Here is a 16,592-nt window from a genome sequence, read left to right as displayed (position 1 = left end):
TTAGCGTCCCAGGTCGATTTCCATGCCGTCTTTGCCGACGACTATCTCACCGTCAAAAGTCTTGGCCACCGAAGTACGCCAGACGTCGTCGGTCAGGGCCGGGTCGTCGGCGGGGACGAAATGGCTGAGCACCAGCTTCTTCACCTTGGCGGCGCTGGCGGTGCGTCCCACATCCTCAGCGGTGATGTGGTGGGAGATGATCGCCCTGGCCAGAGTCGAGCCATTGCCGATGCGCTCCGCCAGACGCTGCACCGCATCCACGTGCACCACTTCGTTGACCAGCACATCGGCGTCTTTGGCGAACTCCGCGAATGGCGGGAAGTAGGTCATGTCGCCGGACAACACGATGACCTTGCCCCCGGCTTCGAACTTGAAGGCCAGCGCCTGCCCCGCATCGAAGGGAGGATGAGGTACCCGCAGGGCGGTGACCCTGAGCTGGTCGTCCTGGTAGACCAGCCCCTCGTCGATGTCCTTCGCAGTCACCAGGGGCCGCGGATCAGGCTTGCCTTCATCGACGATGCGCTCTTCGATATCCACCGCGAAGGTCTTCCAGGCGTTCTCGGTCATGTCCCGGGTACCTTGCGGACCGAAAACCTTCAACGGATGCCTGAGGCCACTGGCCCAGCTGTTCATCAGCAGAGAGGGATAGTCCAGCACGTGGTCACTGTGCAGGTGCGTGATGAATACGCCCTTGATGTTGCGCAGCGGGATGCCGGCCTGCACCAGGCGCAGACTGGCGCCATAGCCGGCATCGAGCAGGTAGGCGTCATCCCCCACCATCAGCACGCTGGACTGGGGCAGGCTATTTGCCTGCAGCATCGAGGGGCCGCCCTTGGTACCAAGCAGCAGCAGGCGCACATCGGGCTTTTCCGCCGCTTGTGCTCCCAGGCCCAGGGCAAAGGCCGCCACGGCAGCTGCCAGGCGTAGTCGGGACAGTTTCTTCAGTGACATGGTGAATCTCCTTATCGTTGGCGGGTACACCGGGAAAAATGCAGTCAGGCCGTGGAAGGCTCGGCGCGTACGGTCAGGCGCAAGGACGCGAAGGCACCGACACCACAGCTGGCGACCATCAGGCTCATGGGCATTGGCGAGCCGTCATGCAGCACGCCCACCAGGAAGCTGGCCAGGGCACCGAGGCCGAATTGCCCGGCAACCGCCAGGGCTGCGGCGGCGCCAGCACGTTGTGGGAAAAGCGCCATCAGACTGGCGATGGAATTGGCACCCAGCATTCCGGTAACGCTGACGAACAGCAGCAGCGCCAGTGCCATGGCCGGCCAGCCGGAGGCCGGCAGGCTGCTTGCCAGCAATAGCCCCACGCCCGCCAGGGCCGAGACCAGGGAACCCCGGCGCAACATGGTTTCCGGCCCCAGCCGCCCGACCAGCCGGGCGTTGAGGAAAGTGACGACTATCACCCCGGCGATGTTGGCGCCGAATAACAGTGCGTACTGCTGCGGGCTGAAGCCGAAGTGCTCGATGAATACGAAGGGCGAACCGGTGATGTAGGCGAACATGCCGGCGAAAGACAGTTCCATGCACAGCATCAGTCCCACCGCGCGCGGGTTGCCGAGGATCGAGAAATACGTGGCGAACGCACTGCCCAGGGAGTGCCCACGGGACTCGCCACGATGGCTCTCCGGCACCCTTAGCCAGACCGCCAGGCCACAGAGCGTGGCAAAGCCCATCAGACCAATGAAAATCGATCGCCAGCCGGCCATCTCCATCAGATAGCTGCCAAGCAGGGGCGCCACCAGCGTGGCAAGCATGGTCACCAGGTGCATCAGCGACAGCACCCGGGCAGCCTGCTGCAAGGGAAACAGATCACGCACGATGGCCCGCGCCAGCACCGCAGCAGCAGCGCCGCCAAGGGCCTGCAACCCGCGCCAGATGAGCAACTGATCGGCACTGGCCACCCACGAACAGCCGGCGCTGGCGGCCACGTACAGGACGATTCCGCCCAGCAGCAACGGGCGCCGGCCGAAACGGTCCGACAGGGGGCCATAGAACAGCATGCCGATGCACAACCCCGCCAGGAACACGCTGATGCTGTGCTGGACCTGGGCATCGGTGGCCGCCAGCTCCCGCGCCAGGACCGGCAGGCTGGGCAGGTACATGTCGATGGACAGGGGAGCAAAGGCCACCAGGGCCGCCAGAAGAACGATCAGGCCTCGGCCGGTCTGTGAGGAGAGCTGGGTCATCACGGACTCCGCAACGGCAGGAAAGGCACGGGCCGCAGGGCGGCCCGCGAGGATCACAGGCTCAGCAGCCAGAGGCAGATGCCCGGGAAGGCGACCAGCAGGACGATGCGCACCAGGTCAGAGGCAAGGAAAGGCAGCACACCCTTGGCGGTTTCGAGGTAGGGCACGTCGCGCGCCACCTTGTTGACGATGAACAGGTTCATGCCCAAAGGCGGGTGAATCAGGCCGATCTCCACCACCATCAGCGCAAGGATGCCGAACCAGATAGACTTCTGGACTTCGCTGAGGCCGTAGAAGTCCAGGCCCATGATCACCGGGTAGAAGATCGGGATGGTCAGCAGGATCATCGCCAGGGAATCCATTACGCAGCCCAGCAACAGGTACAGGAGCAGGATGGCGCAGAGCACCATCACCGGCGCAAGTCCGCTCTGCTTTACCCATTCGGCCAGTTCGGTGGGCATCTGGGTCAGCGCCAGGCCGGAATTCAGCAGGTCGGCCCCCAGCAGCACGAGGAAGATCATCGCCGTGGTTTCGGCAGTGCCCAGCAGGCTCTGGCGCAATCCGGCCCCCCGCATGCCGCCCTGGAAGAATGCCAGCAGCCCGCAGGCCGCGGCACCGATGGAGGCCGCCTCGGTGGGGTTGGCCCAACCGCCGTAGATGCCGACGATCACCACCAGGAATACGCCCAGTACGGGCATCACCTGGAGGAATGCCGAAAATCGTTCGGCGGCACTGGCCGGTTCGCTGCGGCTATGGCCTTCCGGCTCCCGCGCTACCATCAGGCGCACGACAACCAGGTAGCCCGCCGCCGCCAGCAAGCCCGGCACCACGGCGGCGACGAACAGCTTGGCAATGGATTCCTGGGTCAGCACCGCGTAAATGATCAACGGCACCGACGGCGGGATGAGGATACCCAGGGTGCCTCCCGCCGCCACGGTGGCGGTGGCCAGGCGTCCGGAATAGTTGTGCCGGCGCAGCTCCGGCAGCGCCACCTGGCTCATGGTGGCCGAGGTGGCCAGAGACGAGCCGCAGATGGCACCGAAACCGGCGCAGGCACCGATGGCAGACATGCCGATGCCGCCTCGCAGATGACCGACGAAGGCTGCAGCGCAACGGAATATCGCCTTGGAGAGGCCGCCATGGGTGGCGAACTGGCCCATCAGCACGAATAGCGGGATCACCGCCAGGTCGTAGTTGGAAAGGCGCGACCAGGCCAGGTTGTTGAGGCTGAACAACAGAGCGGAGAAGTCGCCATCGTTCACCGCGAGGAAGCACAGGGCGCCGCCCACCATCATGGTCAGGCCGATGTGCACCCGAAGCACCAGCAGGATGAAGGTGGCGGCCAGCGCCAGCAGGCCGAGACTGAGACCACTCATTGACGTTGCTCCCGGGCGAGACATTGACAGATTCGGGCGCCAGCGGTGACCGCCAGCAGCAGCAGGCTCGGCACGATGCCCAGCAGCGGTATCCACAAAGGCACCGAGAGCAGCGTGGAAACTTCGCCGTATTCGCGGCTTTCCAGTACCTGCAGGCTGGTGCGCCAGGCCAGCACCAGTGCAGCCAGCAGGCACAGGAAGTGGGCACCCGCGTCCAGCCAGGCCTGAACCCGAACCGGCAGCTTCAGGGTGAAGGCATCCACCTTGATGTGCTGACCCCGCAGTTCGCAGAGCGGCAGGAAAGCCGCAATGGCAACCGCCGCGCCGATCTCCATCAGCTCGATATCACCCTGAATGGGCGTGGCGAACAGCTTGCGGCCAATGATGGAAACCAGCGACATGGCCACCAGGGCCAGCAGGATGCAGCCACCGCCCAGGGCCAATCCCTGGGCGGTACGCTGCAGCACGCGGCTGGCCAGGCCCGCCCCCTCGGCGGGGGAGGACTCGAAGGACAGGGACTCGTTCATGAGCGATCACCGGGCACTGCTGGAGAGCTGCCGGGCACCTTCCAGCAGCGCCTTGCCGTCGAGCCCCTTCCCGGAGGCGGCAGCGGCCCAGTCGTCGGCCACCGGTGCCACAGCCTGGCGCATGGCGCCGTAGGCGGCCGCATTGATGGCGACCATCTGCCCGGACGGCGTACGGTTGCGGGCTTCGTCCAGGGCCTTGTCCCAGGCGACGGCAAAACGCTCGTTCAGGGCCGGGCCACTGTTGCGCTCGATGATTGCGCGCAGGTCCTCGGGCAGGCTGTTGAACTTGCGCTCGTTCATCAGCATCGCCAGCACGGTGTAGGAGAACGCCGGCTGACCGGCAGGAATGGCCGAGTGGCGATCGGTGACTTCATCCAGCTTGGTCGGCGGCACCACCTCCCAGGAGGCCAGCGCGCCATCGACAACCCCCTTGGAGATGGATTCGGTCATCTGTGCCGGCGGCATGCTCACTGGAGTAGCGCCGAGGGCTTCGACCAGCTTCGCGGCCGTGCGGCTGGAAGCGCGCAGCTTGAGGTTCTTCAGATCTTCCAGGGTAGCCACGCCCTTGCCGCGGGTGTGGATGTCCATGCCGCCGTCACCGTGTACCGACAGCACCTTGTAGCCCTTGAAGTCGTCGCGGGCGAACTGCTCGTAGTACTGCCAGATGATCGGGTTGCTCGCCCTTGCTCCGGGGGGAAGCATGAACGGCAGCTCCATGGCTTCGATCCGGGGGAACTTGCCCGCCGAATAGGCCGGGGCTGTCCAGACGATATCGGCGACACCGTTGCGGACCATGTCAGCCAGCTTGGCTGGCGTTCCTCCCAACTGCATCGATGGATAGAGCTGGCACTTGATGCGTCCGGCGGATTCCTCGCCAAGCTGCTGGCACCAGGGCTCGATGATGTTGCGCTGGGCATTGGAATTGGCGGGAAGGAAGTGAGCGACCTTGAGGGTCCAGGTGGTTTCCGCGAAGGCCGCGGCGGAAGTACAGGCGGCTGCGAAAAGGACGGCGAGCTTGGGCATCTTCATGGGTAGTGAGCCTCGTTGTTCTTGTACTCATGTGTGCCTGCCAACCCGCGATGCGGCATCGGCGGCGGCTATTTCATTAACACATTCAACATCTCGTTAACACATTAATCTTTAAAACGCTCCTGTCAACCACCGACCGTTTGCCTTGCCAGTCGAAGATTTGTCATATCGAACAGATAAATCTTTTTATTTCAACAAGTTAAATTCAATCAGAAAAATCGTTTGGGCGAAAAAGGAAAGGCATGCGCAGTAGGAATAGCCATGAACAACATTGTTAAAATGTTAATAAAATGCTAACAATCCGCTCCGCCGATGGTCGCTGAAGCGGCCTGGTGCCCATACAACGGCCAAAAGGAGATAAGAACAATGCAACGGCCCTATCCGTTCCACGCCCTTTCCCACCACGCCGCCGTCGCGCTGGCGCTCACCTGCAGCGCTAACGCCTCGGCCGATTTCGCCAGTGACAGCAAAGCCAGCCTCGAACTGCGCAACTTCTACATAAACCGCGACTTCCGCCAGGATGGGGCGCCCCAGTCCAAGGCTGCCGAATGGGGGCAGGGCTTCATCGCCCGCTTCGAGTCCGGATTCACCGATGGCACCATCGGCGTCGGCCTGGACGCCCTGGGAGAGATGGGGATCAAGCTGGACTCCAGCCGCGACCGCCGCGGCACCGGCCTGCTGCCCTTCGGCCCCACCGGCAAGGAGCCGGTGGACGACTACAGTGAACTGGGCCTGACCGCCAAGCTGCGAGCCTCAAAGAGCACCCTGCGCCTGGGCACACTGATGCCCACCCTGCCAGTGGCCATGTACAACGACACCCGCCTGCTGCCCTCCACCTTCACCGGCGGCATGCTCACCAGCCAGGAATTCGATGGCCTGACCCTGAACGCCGGACGCCTCACCGAAACCAACCCGCGGGATTCCTCCGGCCGCGACGACATCGGCTTTGCCGGCCAGACCAGCGACCACTTCGACTTCGCCGGAGGCACCTGGACGCCGAACCAGAACCTCGCCCTGACCGCCTACACCTCGGAACTGGAAGACATCTACCGCCAGCACTTCGCCGGCCTGGTGCATACCCTGCCCCTGGGCGAGGGCATGAGCCTGAAGAGCGACCTGCGCTACTTCGACAGCCGGGACAGCGGCGCCGGTAAGGCAGGCCGTGTGGATAACCGCAACTTCAACGGCATGCTCAGCCTCACCGCCGGCGCCCAACGCTTTTCGGTGGCCTGGCAGAACCTGTCTGGCGACAGCGCCTTCCCCTTCCTTACCGGTGGCGATCCCTACGTGGTCAACCTCGTCACGTTCAACACTTTCACCAAGCCCGAGGAAGACTCCTGGCAGGTGCGCTACGACTACGACTTCGCCAGCCTGGGGATTCCGGGATTGAGCTTCATGACCCGCTACATCAGCGGCGATGGCGTGGAACAGGGCGCCGTGCGCGACGGCCGCGAGTGGGAGCGCGACACTGATCTGGCCTACGTCGTACAGAACGGAAGCCTGCGCGGCTTCAACATCCGCCTGCGCAACGTCACCTTCCGCTCTGGAGATGGCCTGACCCAGGATCTCGACGAGAACCGCATCATCCTGGGGTACACGCTGCCGCTATGGTAACCATCAGATCAGCTTTGGGGGGGCCGCTTCGCGGCCCTTTTTCGAATGAATTCGAACCCACACGAGTGCAGGGATCGGCTTCAACCTGCTGGCTCGGGCAAATGAATCCGAACCCACCTGCCCCTCAGCGCCAGGCCTCTTCCTTGTCTTCGGCCTTGCGCTGGCGATATTCGCCCGGGGTCATACCGGCATTGCGGGCAAAGAAGCGACTGAAGTAAGCGGGGTCCTTGAAACCCAGCAGGTAGCAGATCTCGTTGGCAGAGCTGCCGGTGAACAGCAGGAGACGTTTGGCTTCCTGCATCACCCGGTCGTGGATCAGGCGCTTGGAAGGCAGGTCGGCGATGCGTCGGCAGATGTCGTTGAGCCGCGCCTCGGTCACCCCCATCAGCCCGGCGTATCGCGCCAGCGACCAGTGCTCACGGTAGTGCTGCTCGATCAGGCCATTGAAGCGGTGGAACACCTGCAGGTCCTCATGTCGCGCCGGCTGGGCCTTCAGCGAACGGGCCGACAGGCGCAGCAGGCTGATGAAGATCAGGCGGGTCAGCGCCGAAAGTGCTTCCTCGCGCCCCGGCCGATTGGCGGCGGATTCGCTGCGCAACTGGTCGAACAACAGGTCCAGGCGCCGAACCTCCTCGCGCAGTTCCTCCCCCAGTTCGGCGAAAGCCACACACACCGGCGATACCTGCTGCCCATCGGCCAGGCCCTGCCCCGCCTCCAGCAAGGACCAGACCAGCTGCTGGCGCACCGTGAGCACATGGCCATCAGCATCCTGCTCGGTGACGAAGGCATGGGGAATGGTGGGCGGAGTGAGGAAGAACAACGGCCCCTCCTGGCGGTACTGCTGCTCGTCGAGATAGACCCTCACCGCGCCGCTCTTCACGTAATGCACCTGGAAGAATCGGTCATGACGATGAACCGGCATATTGCGGCCGAAGAAGTCCGCGAGCTTGCCAAGAGCCTCGTAGTGCACTTCGGCATCGGCGTACCGCTGGTCGTAGACCTGGCCGATGTTGATGTTGGGTATGGGCTGGCGCTCCGGCATGGCGACCTTTCTCCGCTTCCTTCGCACACCTTCGATGACGAAGTGGCAGGACGCAAGGCTTGACGATAGTTAACATGTTAAATATAACGTTAATACATTAACGAAATCCTCGTTACGGGTGATGGTCCGGTCATGACACCACCCGCTTTTTATTCACAGGAGACGACCATGCGCCCAGCACTCGACCAAGTCGCCACCGGCACCTTGTTCGGCGTTGCGCTGAACTATCGAGGCCTGCTGGAAAGCCGCCTGGAGGAATTCCAGCAGCCGCCCTACCAGAAGCCGCCGGTCAAGCCGGTGCTGTTCATCAAGACCCCCAACACCCGCAATGGCCATGGCCAGCCGGTGGTCTTCCCGCAAGGCGTCGAGCGCCTGCAGCCGGGTCCGGCCCTGGGCGTGGTGATCGGCAAGAGCGCCAGCTGCGTCAGCGCTGCTGACGCCCTTGACCATGTGGCCGGCTACGTGATCGTCAACGAATTCAGCCTGCCGGAAGAGAGCTATTACCGCCCGGCGGTGAAAGCCAAATGCCGCGACGGCTTCTGCCCCCTCGGCCCGGAATTCGTCCCCGCCGCCGATGTGCAGGACCCGCACGCGCTGACTCTCAAGCTCTTCGTCAACGGCGAGCTGCGCCAGGAGAACAGCACCGCCAACCTGGTGCGCGGCATCCCCCAGCTGATCGAGGAGATCAGCGAATTCATGACCCTGCACGAGGGCGACGTGCTGATCACCGGCACCCCGGAAGGCCGCGTCGACGTGCTGCCGGGCGACCTGGTGGAAGTAGAGATCAGTGGCCTCGGCCGCCTCGCCAACACCGTGGTTGCGGAATAAGGAGCCCGAGATGAAACACGCACGCATCCGTTACCAGGGCGACGTCCACGCCGTGACCGTGGAAGAAGGCAACGCCGTCCGCCTCGCCGATGGCCGCCTGCTGGCCGAAGACCAGGTCCAGTGGCTGCCGCCCGCCACCGGCAGCATGTTCGCCCTGGGGCTGAACTACGCCGACCACGCCGCCGAGCTGGCCTTCAAGGCGCCTACCGAACCGCTGGCCTTCATCAAGTCGCCGGGCACCTACACCGGCCACAACCAGGTCACCTGGCGCCCCGACAACGTCGCCTACATGCACTACGAGTGCGAGCTGGTGGCAGTGATCGGCAAGCCGGCGCGCAACGTGAAACGCGAAGACGCCCTCGCCTACCTGGCCGGCTACACCGTCTGCAACGACTACGCCATCCGCGATTTTCTCGAGAACTACTACCGGCCCAACCTGCGGGTGAAGAACCGCGACGCCACCACCCCGGTCGGCCCCTGGATCGTCGACGCCGCCGATGTGGCCGACCCGATGAAGCTGAAGCTGCGCACCTGGGTGAACGGCGAGCTGAAGCAGGAAGGCACCACCGCGGACATGATCTTCGACATCCCCTACCTGATCGAATACTTCTCCAGCTTCATGACCCTGCAGCCGGGCGACATGATCGCCACCGGCACGCCGGAGGGCCTGGCCGACGTGGTGCCGGGCGATGAAGTGGTGGTGGAAGTGGAAGGCGTAGGCCGCCTGGTCAACCGCATCGTCAGCGAAGAGGCCTTCTTCGCCCGCAAGCAACAAGAGGTAAGAACCGCATGATCAAGCACTGGATCAACGGCCAGGAAGTCGAAAGCCAAGAGGTTTTCGTCAACTACAACCCGGCCACCATGGACGCCATCGGTGAAGTTGCCAGCGGTGGCGCCGAGGAAATCGCCGCCGCCGTGGCCGCCGCCAAGGACGCCTTCCCCAAGTGGGCCAATACCCCGGCCAAGGAGCGCGCCAAGCTGATGCGCAAGCTGGGTGAACTGATCGATCAGAACGTACCGCACCTGGCCGAGCTGGAAACCCTGGACACCGGCCTGCCGATCCACCAAACCAAGAACGTGCTGATCCCCCGCGCCTCGCACAACTTCGAGTTCTTCGCCGAGGTCTGCACCCGCATGGACGGCCACAGCTACCCGGTGGACGACCAGATGCTCAACTACACCCTGTACCAACCGGTGGGTGTCTGTGGCTTGGTTTCGCCGTGGAACGTGCCGTTCATGACCGCCACCTGGAAGACCGCGCCGTGCCTGGCGCTGGGCAACACCGCGGTACTGAAGATGAGCGAGCTGTCGCCGCTGACCGCCAACGAACTGGGCCGCCTGGCCCTGGAAGCCGGCATTCCCAAAGGCGTGCTGAACGTGGTGCAGGGTTACGGCGCCACCGCTGGCGACGCCTTGGTGCGCCACCCGGACGTGCGCGCCATCTCCTTCACCGGCGGCACCGCCACCGGCCGCAAGATCATGCAGACCGCCGGCCTGAAGAAGTACTCCATGGAGCTGGGCGGCAAGTCGCCGGTGCTGATCTTCGACGACGCCGATCTGGACCGCGCCCTCGATGCTGCGCTGTTCACCATCTTCTCCCTGAACGGCGAGCGCTGCACCGCAGGTTCGCGGATCTTCATCCAGGAAAGCGTCTACGACCAGTTCGTCGCCGAGTTCGCCGCCCGTGCCAAACGCCTGATCGTCGGTGATCCGCAGGACCCGAAAACCCAGGTCGGCTCGATGATCACCCAGGCCCACTACGACAAGGTCACCGGCTACATCCGCATCGGCATCGAGGAAGGCGCCACCCTGCTGGCCGGCGGCCTGGAGCGTCCGGCAAACCTGCCGGCGCACCTTGCCCGTGGCCAGTTCATCCAGCCGACGGTATTCGCCGACGTCGACAACCGCATGCGCATCGCCCAGGAGGAAATCTTCGGCCCGGTGGTCTGCCTGATGAAGTTCAAGGACGAGGCTGAAGCCCTGCGCCTGGCCAATGACACCGAATACGGCCTGGCCTCGTACATCTGGACCCAGGACATCGGCAAGGCTCACCGCTTGGCCCGCGGCATCGAGGCTGGCATGGTCTTCATCAATAGCCAGAACGTGCGCGACCTGCGCCAGCCGTTCGGCGGCGTGAAGGGCTCGGGCACCGGCCGCGAGGGCGGCCAGTACAGCTTCGAGGTGTTCGCCGAGATCAAGAACGTGTGCATTTCCATGGGCAGCCACCACATCCCGCGTTGGGGCGTGTAAGGCTCGTCCGCATAGAGCCGCTGCGCAGGCAAGCCCTGCGCGAGCGGCCACTTTCGCTGGCGTGCAAACACCACAACAACCAGGACGCCCCTTGAGAGCGGGCGCCCGCCGCTAGGAGAACCGTCATGGGCAAACTTGCTCTGGCTGCCAAGATCACCCACGTCCCGTCCATGTACCTGTCCGAGCTGCCGGGCCCTCGCCAGGGCTTCCGTCAGGCCGCCATCGACGGACACATCGAAATCGGCCGCCGCTGCCGTGAGCTGAACGTCGACACCATCGTGGTGTTCGACACCCACTGGCTGGTCAACGCCAACTACCACATCAACTGCGGTCCGCATTTCCAGGGGCTCTACACCAGCAACGAACTGCCGCACTTCATCAGCAACATGGAGTACGAGTTCCCCGGCAACCCGGAACTGGGTCGCCTGCTGTCTGAGGTGTGCAACCGCTATGGCGTGGAAACCATGGCCCATGACGCCACCACCCTTGGCCCGGAATACGGCACCCTGGTGCCCATGCGCTACATGAACGCCGACCAGCACTTCAAGGTGATCTCGGTCTCGGCGCTGTGCACTTCCCATTACCTGAACGACAGCGCCCGCCTCGGCTGGGCCATGCGCAAGGCCGTGGAAGAGCACTACGACGGCACTGTGGCCTTCCTCGCCAGCGGCTCGCTGTCCCACCGTTTCGCCCAGAACGGGCAGGCGCCGGATTTCGCCACCAGGGTGTGGAGTCCCTTCCTGGAAATCCTCGATAACCGGGTCGTGCAGATGTGGGAAGACGGCGAGTGGGACGACTTCTGCACCATGCTCCCGGAATACGCGGTGAAGGGCCACGGCGAAGGCTTCATGCACGACACCGCGATGCTGCTGGGTGCCCTGGGCTGGTCGAAGTACGACGGCAAGGCCGAAGTCATCACGCCCTACTTCGGCTCCTCGGGCACCGGCCAGATCAACGCCGTGTTCCCGGTCACCCCGCAGGACGGTTCCGCCATTCCCGCTGCCCAGGCCTCGAACCCGGCCGGCGTCACCTCCACCAGTCGGCTGTAGAAGGAGCAGCGAAATGCCCCATCTGGTCCTGCTCTACACCTCCGACCTGGAACGCGAAGCGGACATCGGCGGCCTGTGCCGCGCCCTGGCCGACTGCATGCTGGAACAGCGCGACGAAACCGGCCGCCAGGTGTTCCCCACCGGCGGCACCCGCGTGCTGGCCTACCCGGCGGCCCACTCCGCCGTGGCCGACGGCAAGGGTGATTACGGCTTCCTCTACGCCAACCTGCGCATGGGTGCCGGGCGCAGCCCGGCGGTGCACAAGCAGGTGGGCGACAGCCTGCTGACGGTGCTGCGCAGCCGCCTCGATAGTCTGCTGGAGCAGCGTCCAATCGGCATCACGTTGCAGATCGACGAAAGCCCCGGCCAGGTCTTCGATGCCAAGCACAGCAGCCTGCACCCCCTGTTCACGAAGCATTCCTGAGGTTTCCATGCTCGACGCCAGCATCATCCAGCAAGCCGCCGCCCGCCTCGACGCCGCCGAGCGTTCCCGCGAGCAAGTGCGCCAGTTCTCCCTGGATCATCCAGAGATCACCATCGACGACGCCTACGCCATCCAGCGTGCCTGGGTCGCCCGGAAGATCCGTGACGGCCGCAAGCTGGTCGGCCACAAGATCGGCCTGACCTCCCGCGCCATGCAGGTGTCGTCCAACATCACCGAGCCGGATTACGGCGCGCTGCTGGACAACATGCTGTTCGATGAAGGCAGTGATATTCCTTTCGACCGATTCATCGTCCCGCGCGTGGAAGTGGAGTTGGCCTTTATTCTCGGCAAGCCCCTGCGCGGCCCGAACTGCACGATCTTCGACGTGCTGGACGCAACGGAATGGGTGATCCCGGCACTGGAGATCATCGATGCGCGCATCCAGCAGGTGGACCCGGACACCAAGGTCACCCGCAAGGTCTTCGACACCATCTCCGACAACGCCGCCAACGCCGGCGTGGTGATGGGTGGCCGTGCCGTGCGCCCCACCGAGATCGATCTGCGGCGCGTACCGGCCATCCTCTACCGCAATGGCGTGATCGAGGAATCCGGCGTCTCCGCCGCGGTACTCAACCACCCGGCCAAGGGCGTGGCCTGGCTGGCCAACAAGCTGGCGCCCTACGACGTCACCCTGGAAGCCGGCCAGATCATTCTCGGAGGCTCCTTCACCCGCCCGGTGGCGGCCGCCCCCGGCGACACCTTCCACGTCGACTACGACCAGTTGGGCTCCATTGCCTGCCGTTTCGTCTGACGCGCCCCTGTAGGAGCGAGCTTGCTTGCGAAGCGTTTGGCCAGCAGCGCTGGCTCCTATATTCAATGCCTGCCAAGGAGTCCTCCATGGACCTGCCCATCAACACGTTCAAGGCCCGCCTCCACTCCGGCCAGCCGCAGATTGGCCTCTGGCTCGGTCTTGCCGATGCCTACTGCGCAGAGCTGGCGGCCAATGCGGGCTTCGACTGGCTGCTGCTCGACGGCGAGCATGCGCCCAACGATCTGCGCACCCTGCTGGCCCAGCTTCAGGCCATCGCGCCTTACCCGTCCCAGCCGATCATCCGCCCACCCATTGGCGACGCGGTGCTGATCAAGCAACTGCTGGACATCGGTGCCCAGACCCTGCTGGTGCCCATGGTGGAATCTGCCAAGCAGGCCGCCGAACTGGTACGCGCCATTCGCTATCCGCCCTTCGGTATCCGCGGCGTCGGCAGCGCCCTGGCCCGCGCCTCGCGCTGGAACAGCATCCCCGGCTACCTCGACCAGGCTGACGAGCAAATGTGCCTGCTGGTGCAGATCGAAAACCTCGAAGGCCTGGCCAACCTGGACGCGATTGCCGGCGTAGAAGGTGTCGACGGCGTATTCATCGGGCCGGCCGACCTCTCCGCCGCGATGGGCCATCGCGGCAATCCTGGGCATCCGGAAGTCCAGACTGCCATCGAAGATGCCATTGTTCGCATCCGATCAGCCGGCAAGGCCGCCGGCATCCTCTCCGCCGACCAGGCCTTGGCGCGTCGCTACATCGAACTGGGCGCGGCCTTCGTCGCGGTGGGGGTGGATACCACGGTGCTGATGCGTGGCCTGCAGAGCCTGGCAGGCGCGTTCAAGGGCACGGCCGCTCCGGTGAATGGCAGTGGCGGGGTCTATTGATTGCCGCAGGCAATGGAAGAAACCGGCCCTCGGGCCGGTTTTTTGCATCCGCAGTCTCGCAAAGAACCGGAACAGCGCCACCGGGGCGCCATTCCCATGGCTGCTCGGGCGGTTCAGCCCAATGCAATCACCGCCTTGAGCATCTGCTTGAAGGTTTCCACCTGCTCCTCACCAAACTGAGCGAACACCTTCTCCTGCTGTTCTCGAGCAATGCGCCAGAGCGCGTCAGCCCGTTCCACGCCAGCGGGCGTCAGCACGTAGCGATCGTCCACATCGGCCACCATGCCCTTGCGTTTGAGGATGGCCACGGCCTCCTCGATTTCACGCATGGGCATCGCTACCTCACGTTGCAGATCGCACAGGCCAAGGCCCGCATCGTTCTCCAGCACCATCAGCATGCGCGCTTCGCTGGTGCGCAGGCCGGTGGAAAGCTGCCTGGGCTGGTAGTCGGCCTGGTAGCCACGTACCGCCTGAGTCATCAGGTAGTAGAGGTTGTGCGCCAAGCGCCCCTGGAAGGCGCTGGAGGCCGGCTGGTCTTCGGCTTTCCGGGTCATGCGGGTATGCGGCAGGACCATGGAATAGACGCCCTGGTGATAGAGCAGCGGCGAGCGGCCAAGATCGTCGAAGGCCAGCACCTTGCCGATCAGTATCACGTGGTCGCCGCCATCCACCTGCTGGTGCATCTCGCACTGGAAACGCGCCGCGCAGTCGGGGAACAGCGGCGCACCGCCGATACCGGGCTCGTAACTCACCCCCTCGAACTTGTCGTCGCGCGGGCGGGCGAACTGATTGGAGAGGTCGATCTGGTCGGCAGCGAGGATGTTCACCGCGAAGTGGCTGGCCTGCTGGAACACCGCCAGGCTGCTGGAACGCTTGTCAATGCTCCAGAGGATCAGCGGCGGCTCCAGGGAGACCGAGTTGAAGCTGTTGGCGGTGACGCCCGCACGGGAGCCATCGGGCGCTGTGGCGGTGGCTATGGTGACGCCAGTGGCGAAATTGCCCAGGGCACGGCGGAAGGCGCGGGAATCGAAGAGAGTTTCTTGAGAGGACATGGCGCAGCTCCTGGCGGCCGCCTCGTGGGACGGCCGCGCGATCATTCAATAGGGGCGGCGCGGAGCCGCCCGGCACGCAGGTGAGGGATGCAGGCGTTACACCATGCTCGGGTCGGGCTCCAGGCCCATCAGCTCGCGCCCGAGAATCTGCGCGCAGACGTCGTAGTCGGTATAGGCATGGGCGCCGGTCATGTGGGAATCGCGGAACAGCCGCTGCATCTCGTTGTTCTCGAACCAGGCGGTGCCGCCGGCGGCTTCGAACAGGCGGTCCACCGCCTGGATGCACATCTTCACTGCATAGGCCTGGTTGGTGCGCCAGAAAGCCAGGGTTTCGCGGCTGGGGTACTGGTGGCGTTCGCCGTGCTCGGCGTGCTCCTGCCAGGTCTTCTCGAGGAAGGCGCGGGCGGCGGCCACCTGGTGGGTGGATTCGGCCAGGCGCATCAGCGCCGGGGTGGCGGTGCCGACGCTGACACCGGTGTAGGCGCGCACGCGGTTCTTTGTCTTCTCCTTGAAGGCTTCAAGCATGCGCTCGGCGATGCCCAGGCTTATGGCGGCGAAACCGCTGGCGAAGTACGGGCGGTAAGGTGCGTAGAAGATCTTGCTGTCCGGGTACAGGCCGAATCCGGCGGACTTGCCTTCCATCATGTCCTTGGCCGCCTGGATGCGGTGGTTGGGGACGAAGGCGTCCTTGATGATCAGGGTCTTGGTGCCGCTGCCCTTCATGCCGGCCGCGTACCAGTCGTCGCGGATTTCGTAGTCGCTGCGCGGCAGCACAGCAAAGCAATAGACAAGCTCACCTTCGGCGTTCTTCCGACGGCAGCCGACGATGGCCCATTCGGCATGGTCGCTGCCACTGCTCCAGCCCATCTCGCCGTTGAAGATTACCCCGCCTTCCACTTCTTCCACCTTGCCGAAGGGCGCGATGGAACTGCTGGCGGTGGCGTCCGGGTTCTCACCCCAGACCTCTTCCTGCAGACGTGCCGAGAACATCGCTAGCTGATGACTGTGGGTGCACAGCAAGCTGAACGCCCAGGCGGTGCTGGCACAAGCGCCGGCCAGGGCGACGACACAATCGGCGAACTCGGGCAGGGAAATCTCCATGCCGCCGAACTTCTTCGGTTGCAGCGCGCGATGCAGGCCGATGCCCTTGAGCAGGGCGATGTTCTGCTCCGGCACCTGGCGGATTTGCTCGGCTTGCGAGGCATTGGCAGCAATGGCCGGGAGGATGGCCTTCAGGTCGTCGAGAAGGTGGTTTGGCTTTTTCATGTCGAGGCCCTGCTTATTGTTAGTACTTGGAAAAGGCCAGGCTGGTAGCTCGCTGCAACAGATAATGCCGCGGGAAGCCAGAGCCTGAAGCGGATACCCCAAGTGGGTGCAGGGCGATTATGGGACGGGGGCATCCCCCCAAGAATGGACGTTACGGAGTCTTGATTGCACTTTTCATGGCATTTCTGCAGGAGCCAGCCCGATGGCGAAGCATGTGGGGAGAAGTCGATTCCGCGAGC

The 16,592-nt window shown here is 64.3% G+C and carries 16 protein-coding genes; 8 read left to right on the top strand and 8 right to left on the bottom strand.

Annotated elements, in window-relative coordinates; genetic code table 11:
• The 5 genes from ACFW0B_RS02330 to ACFW0B_RS02310 are packed head-to-tail and all read right to left on the bottom strand — an operon-like array spanning nt 1 to nt 5,127.
• Complete coding sequence (locus tag ACFW0B_RS02330; RefSeq protein WP_449146345.1) at nt 1-951, bottom strand: MBL fold metallo-hydrolase; 951 nt, start codon at nt 949-951, stop codon at nt 1-3.
• Between the two features lie 44 nt (nt 952-995).
• Nucleotides 996-2,195: a Bcr/CflA family multidrug efflux MFS transporter gene (locus ACFW0B_RS02325; RefSeq protein WP_449146344.1), complete on the bottom strand. Its 1,200-nt coding sequence runs from the start codon at nt 2,193-2,195 to the stop codon at nt 996-998.
• 53 nt (nt 2,196-2,248) lie between these two features.
• Nucleotides 2,249-3,571 (bottom strand): TRAP transporter large permease, encoded by a 1,323-nt coding sequence (locus ACFW0B_RS02320; RefSeq protein WP_449146343.1) that lies wholly within the window; start codon nt 3,569-3,571, stop codon nt 2,249-2,251.
• Nucleotides 3,568-4,098, bottom strand: a complete 531-nt coding sequence (locus ACFW0B_RS02315; protein WP_449146342.1) for a TRAP transporter small permease — start codon at nt 4,096-4,098, stop codon at nt 3,568-3,570. The genes ACFW0B_RS02320 and ACFW0B_RS02315 overlap by 4 nt, the downstream gene beginning before the upstream one ends.
• Before the next feature lie 6 nt (nt 4,099-4,104).
• Nucleotides 4,105-5,127 carry a TRAP transporter substrate-binding protein gene (locus ACFW0B_RS02310; protein ID WP_449146341.1) on the bottom strand — a complete coding sequence of 341 codons (1,023 nt, stop codon included), beginning with the start codon at nt 5,125-5,127 and terminating at the stop codon, nt 4,105-4,107.
• Between the two features lie 366 nt (nt 5,128-5,493).
• On the opposite strand from ACFW0B_RS02310, the gene ACFW0B_RS02305 reads away from it, so the two are divergent.
• Nucleotides 5,494-6,741, top strand: coding sequence for an OprD family porin (locus ACFW0B_RS02305; protein ID WP_449146340.1), 1,248 nt, complete (start codon nt 5,494-5,496; stop codon nt 6,739-6,741).
• Nucleotides 6,742-6,865: 124 nt separating this feature from the next.
• Here the strand turns inward: ACFW0B_RS02305 and hpaA are convergent, their stop codons facing one another.
• Nucleotides 6,866-7,783 (bottom strand): 4-hydroxyphenylacetate catabolism regulatory protein HpaA, encoded by a 918-nt coding sequence (gene hpaA / locus ACFW0B_RS02300; protein ID WP_449146339.1) that lies wholly within the window; start codon nt 7,781-7,783, stop codon nt 6,866-6,868.
• A 168-nt stretch (nt 7,784-7,951) separates the two neighbouring features.
• On the opposite strand from hpaA, the gene ACFW0B_RS02295 reads away from it, so the two are divergent.
• The 7 genes from ACFW0B_RS02295 to hpaI all read left to right on the top strand — a co-directional run bounded on the left by ACFW0B_RS02295 (nt 7,952) and on the right by hpaI (nt 14,035).
• Entirely contained in the window at nt 7,952-8,611 is a 660-nt protein-coding gene (locus ACFW0B_RS02295) for a fumarylacetoacetate hydrolase family protein (protein ID WP_449146338.1), read from the top strand.
• Between the two features lie 10 nt (nt 8,612-8,621).
• Entirely contained in the window at nt 8,622-9,404 is a 783-nt protein-coding gene (locus tag ACFW0B_RS02290; RefSeq protein WP_449146337.1) for a fumarylacetoacetate hydrolase family protein, read from the top strand.
• Entirely contained in the window at nt 9,401-10,861 is a 1,461-nt protein-coding gene (gene hpaE / locus ACFW0B_RS02285; RefSeq protein WP_449146336.1) for a 5-carboxymethyl-2-hydroxymuconate semialdehyde dehydrogenase, read from the top strand. Before ACFW0B_RS02290 ends, hpaE begins: the two co-directional genes overlap by 4 nt.
• Nucleotides 10,862-10,986: 125 nt before the next feature.
• Nucleotides 10,987-11,910 carry a 3,4-dihydroxyphenylacetate 2,3-dioxygenase gene (gene hpaD / locus ACFW0B_RS02280; RefSeq protein ID WP_449146335.1) on the top strand — a complete coding sequence of 308 codons (924 nt, stop codon included), beginning with the start codon at nt 10,987-10,989 and terminating at the stop codon, nt 11,908-11,910.
• Between the two features lie 13 nt (nt 11,911-11,923).
• Nucleotides 11,924-12,334 (top strand): 5-carboxymethyl-2-hydroxymuconate isomerase, encoded by a 411-nt coding sequence (locus ACFW0B_RS02275; protein WP_449146334.1) that lies wholly within the window; start codon nt 11,924-11,926, stop codon nt 12,332-12,334.
• Nucleotides 12,335-12,341: 7 nt separating this feature from the next.
• Nucleotides 12,342-13,145 carry a 2-oxo-hept-4-ene-1,7-dioate hydratase gene (gene hpaH, locus ACFW0B_RS02270; RefSeq protein ID WP_449146333.1) on the top strand — a complete coding sequence of 268 codons (804 nt, stop codon included), beginning with the start codon at nt 12,342-12,344 and terminating at the stop codon, nt 13,143-13,145.
• Between the two features lie 86 nt (nt 13,146-13,231).
• Nucleotides 13,232-14,035: a 4-hydroxy-2-oxoheptanedioate aldolase gene (hpaI, locus tag ACFW0B_RS02265; protein WP_449146332.1), complete on the top strand. Its 804-nt coding sequence runs from the start codon at nt 13,232-13,234 to the stop codon at nt 14,033-14,035.
• A gap of 113 nt (nt 14,036-14,148) precedes the next feature.
• Here the strand turns inward: hpaI and ACFW0B_RS02260 are convergent, their stop codons facing one another.
• Together ACFW0B_RS02260 and ACFW0B_RS02255 are read right to left on the bottom strand one after the other, a co-directional pair.
• Complete coding sequence (locus ACFW0B_RS02260) at nt 14,149-15,087, bottom strand: p-hydroxyphenylacetate 3-hydroxylase reductase component (protein WP_449146331.1); 939 nt, start codon at nt 15,085-15,087, stop codon at nt 14,149-14,151.
• Nucleotides 15,088-15,183: 96 nt separating this feature from the next.
• On the bottom strand, nt 15,184-16,353 hold the full coding sequence (locus tag ACFW0B_RS02255) for a p-hydroxyphenylacetate 3-hydroxylase oxygenase component (protein ID WP_449146330.1): 1,170 nt from the start codon (nt 16,351-16,353) through the stop codon (nt 15,184-15,186).
• Between the last annotated feature and the right edge of the window lie 239 nt (nt 16,354-16,592).

Source organism: Metapseudomonas phytobenefica (genome assembly GCF_043392685.1).
Classification (GTDB): domain Bacteria; phylum Pseudomonadota; class Gammaproteobacteria; order Pseudomonadales; family Pseudomonadaceae; genus Metapseudomonas.
The sequence above is the reverse complement of the archived record's forward strand: the minus strand, read 5'-3'. Positions and strand labels throughout refer to the sequence as shown.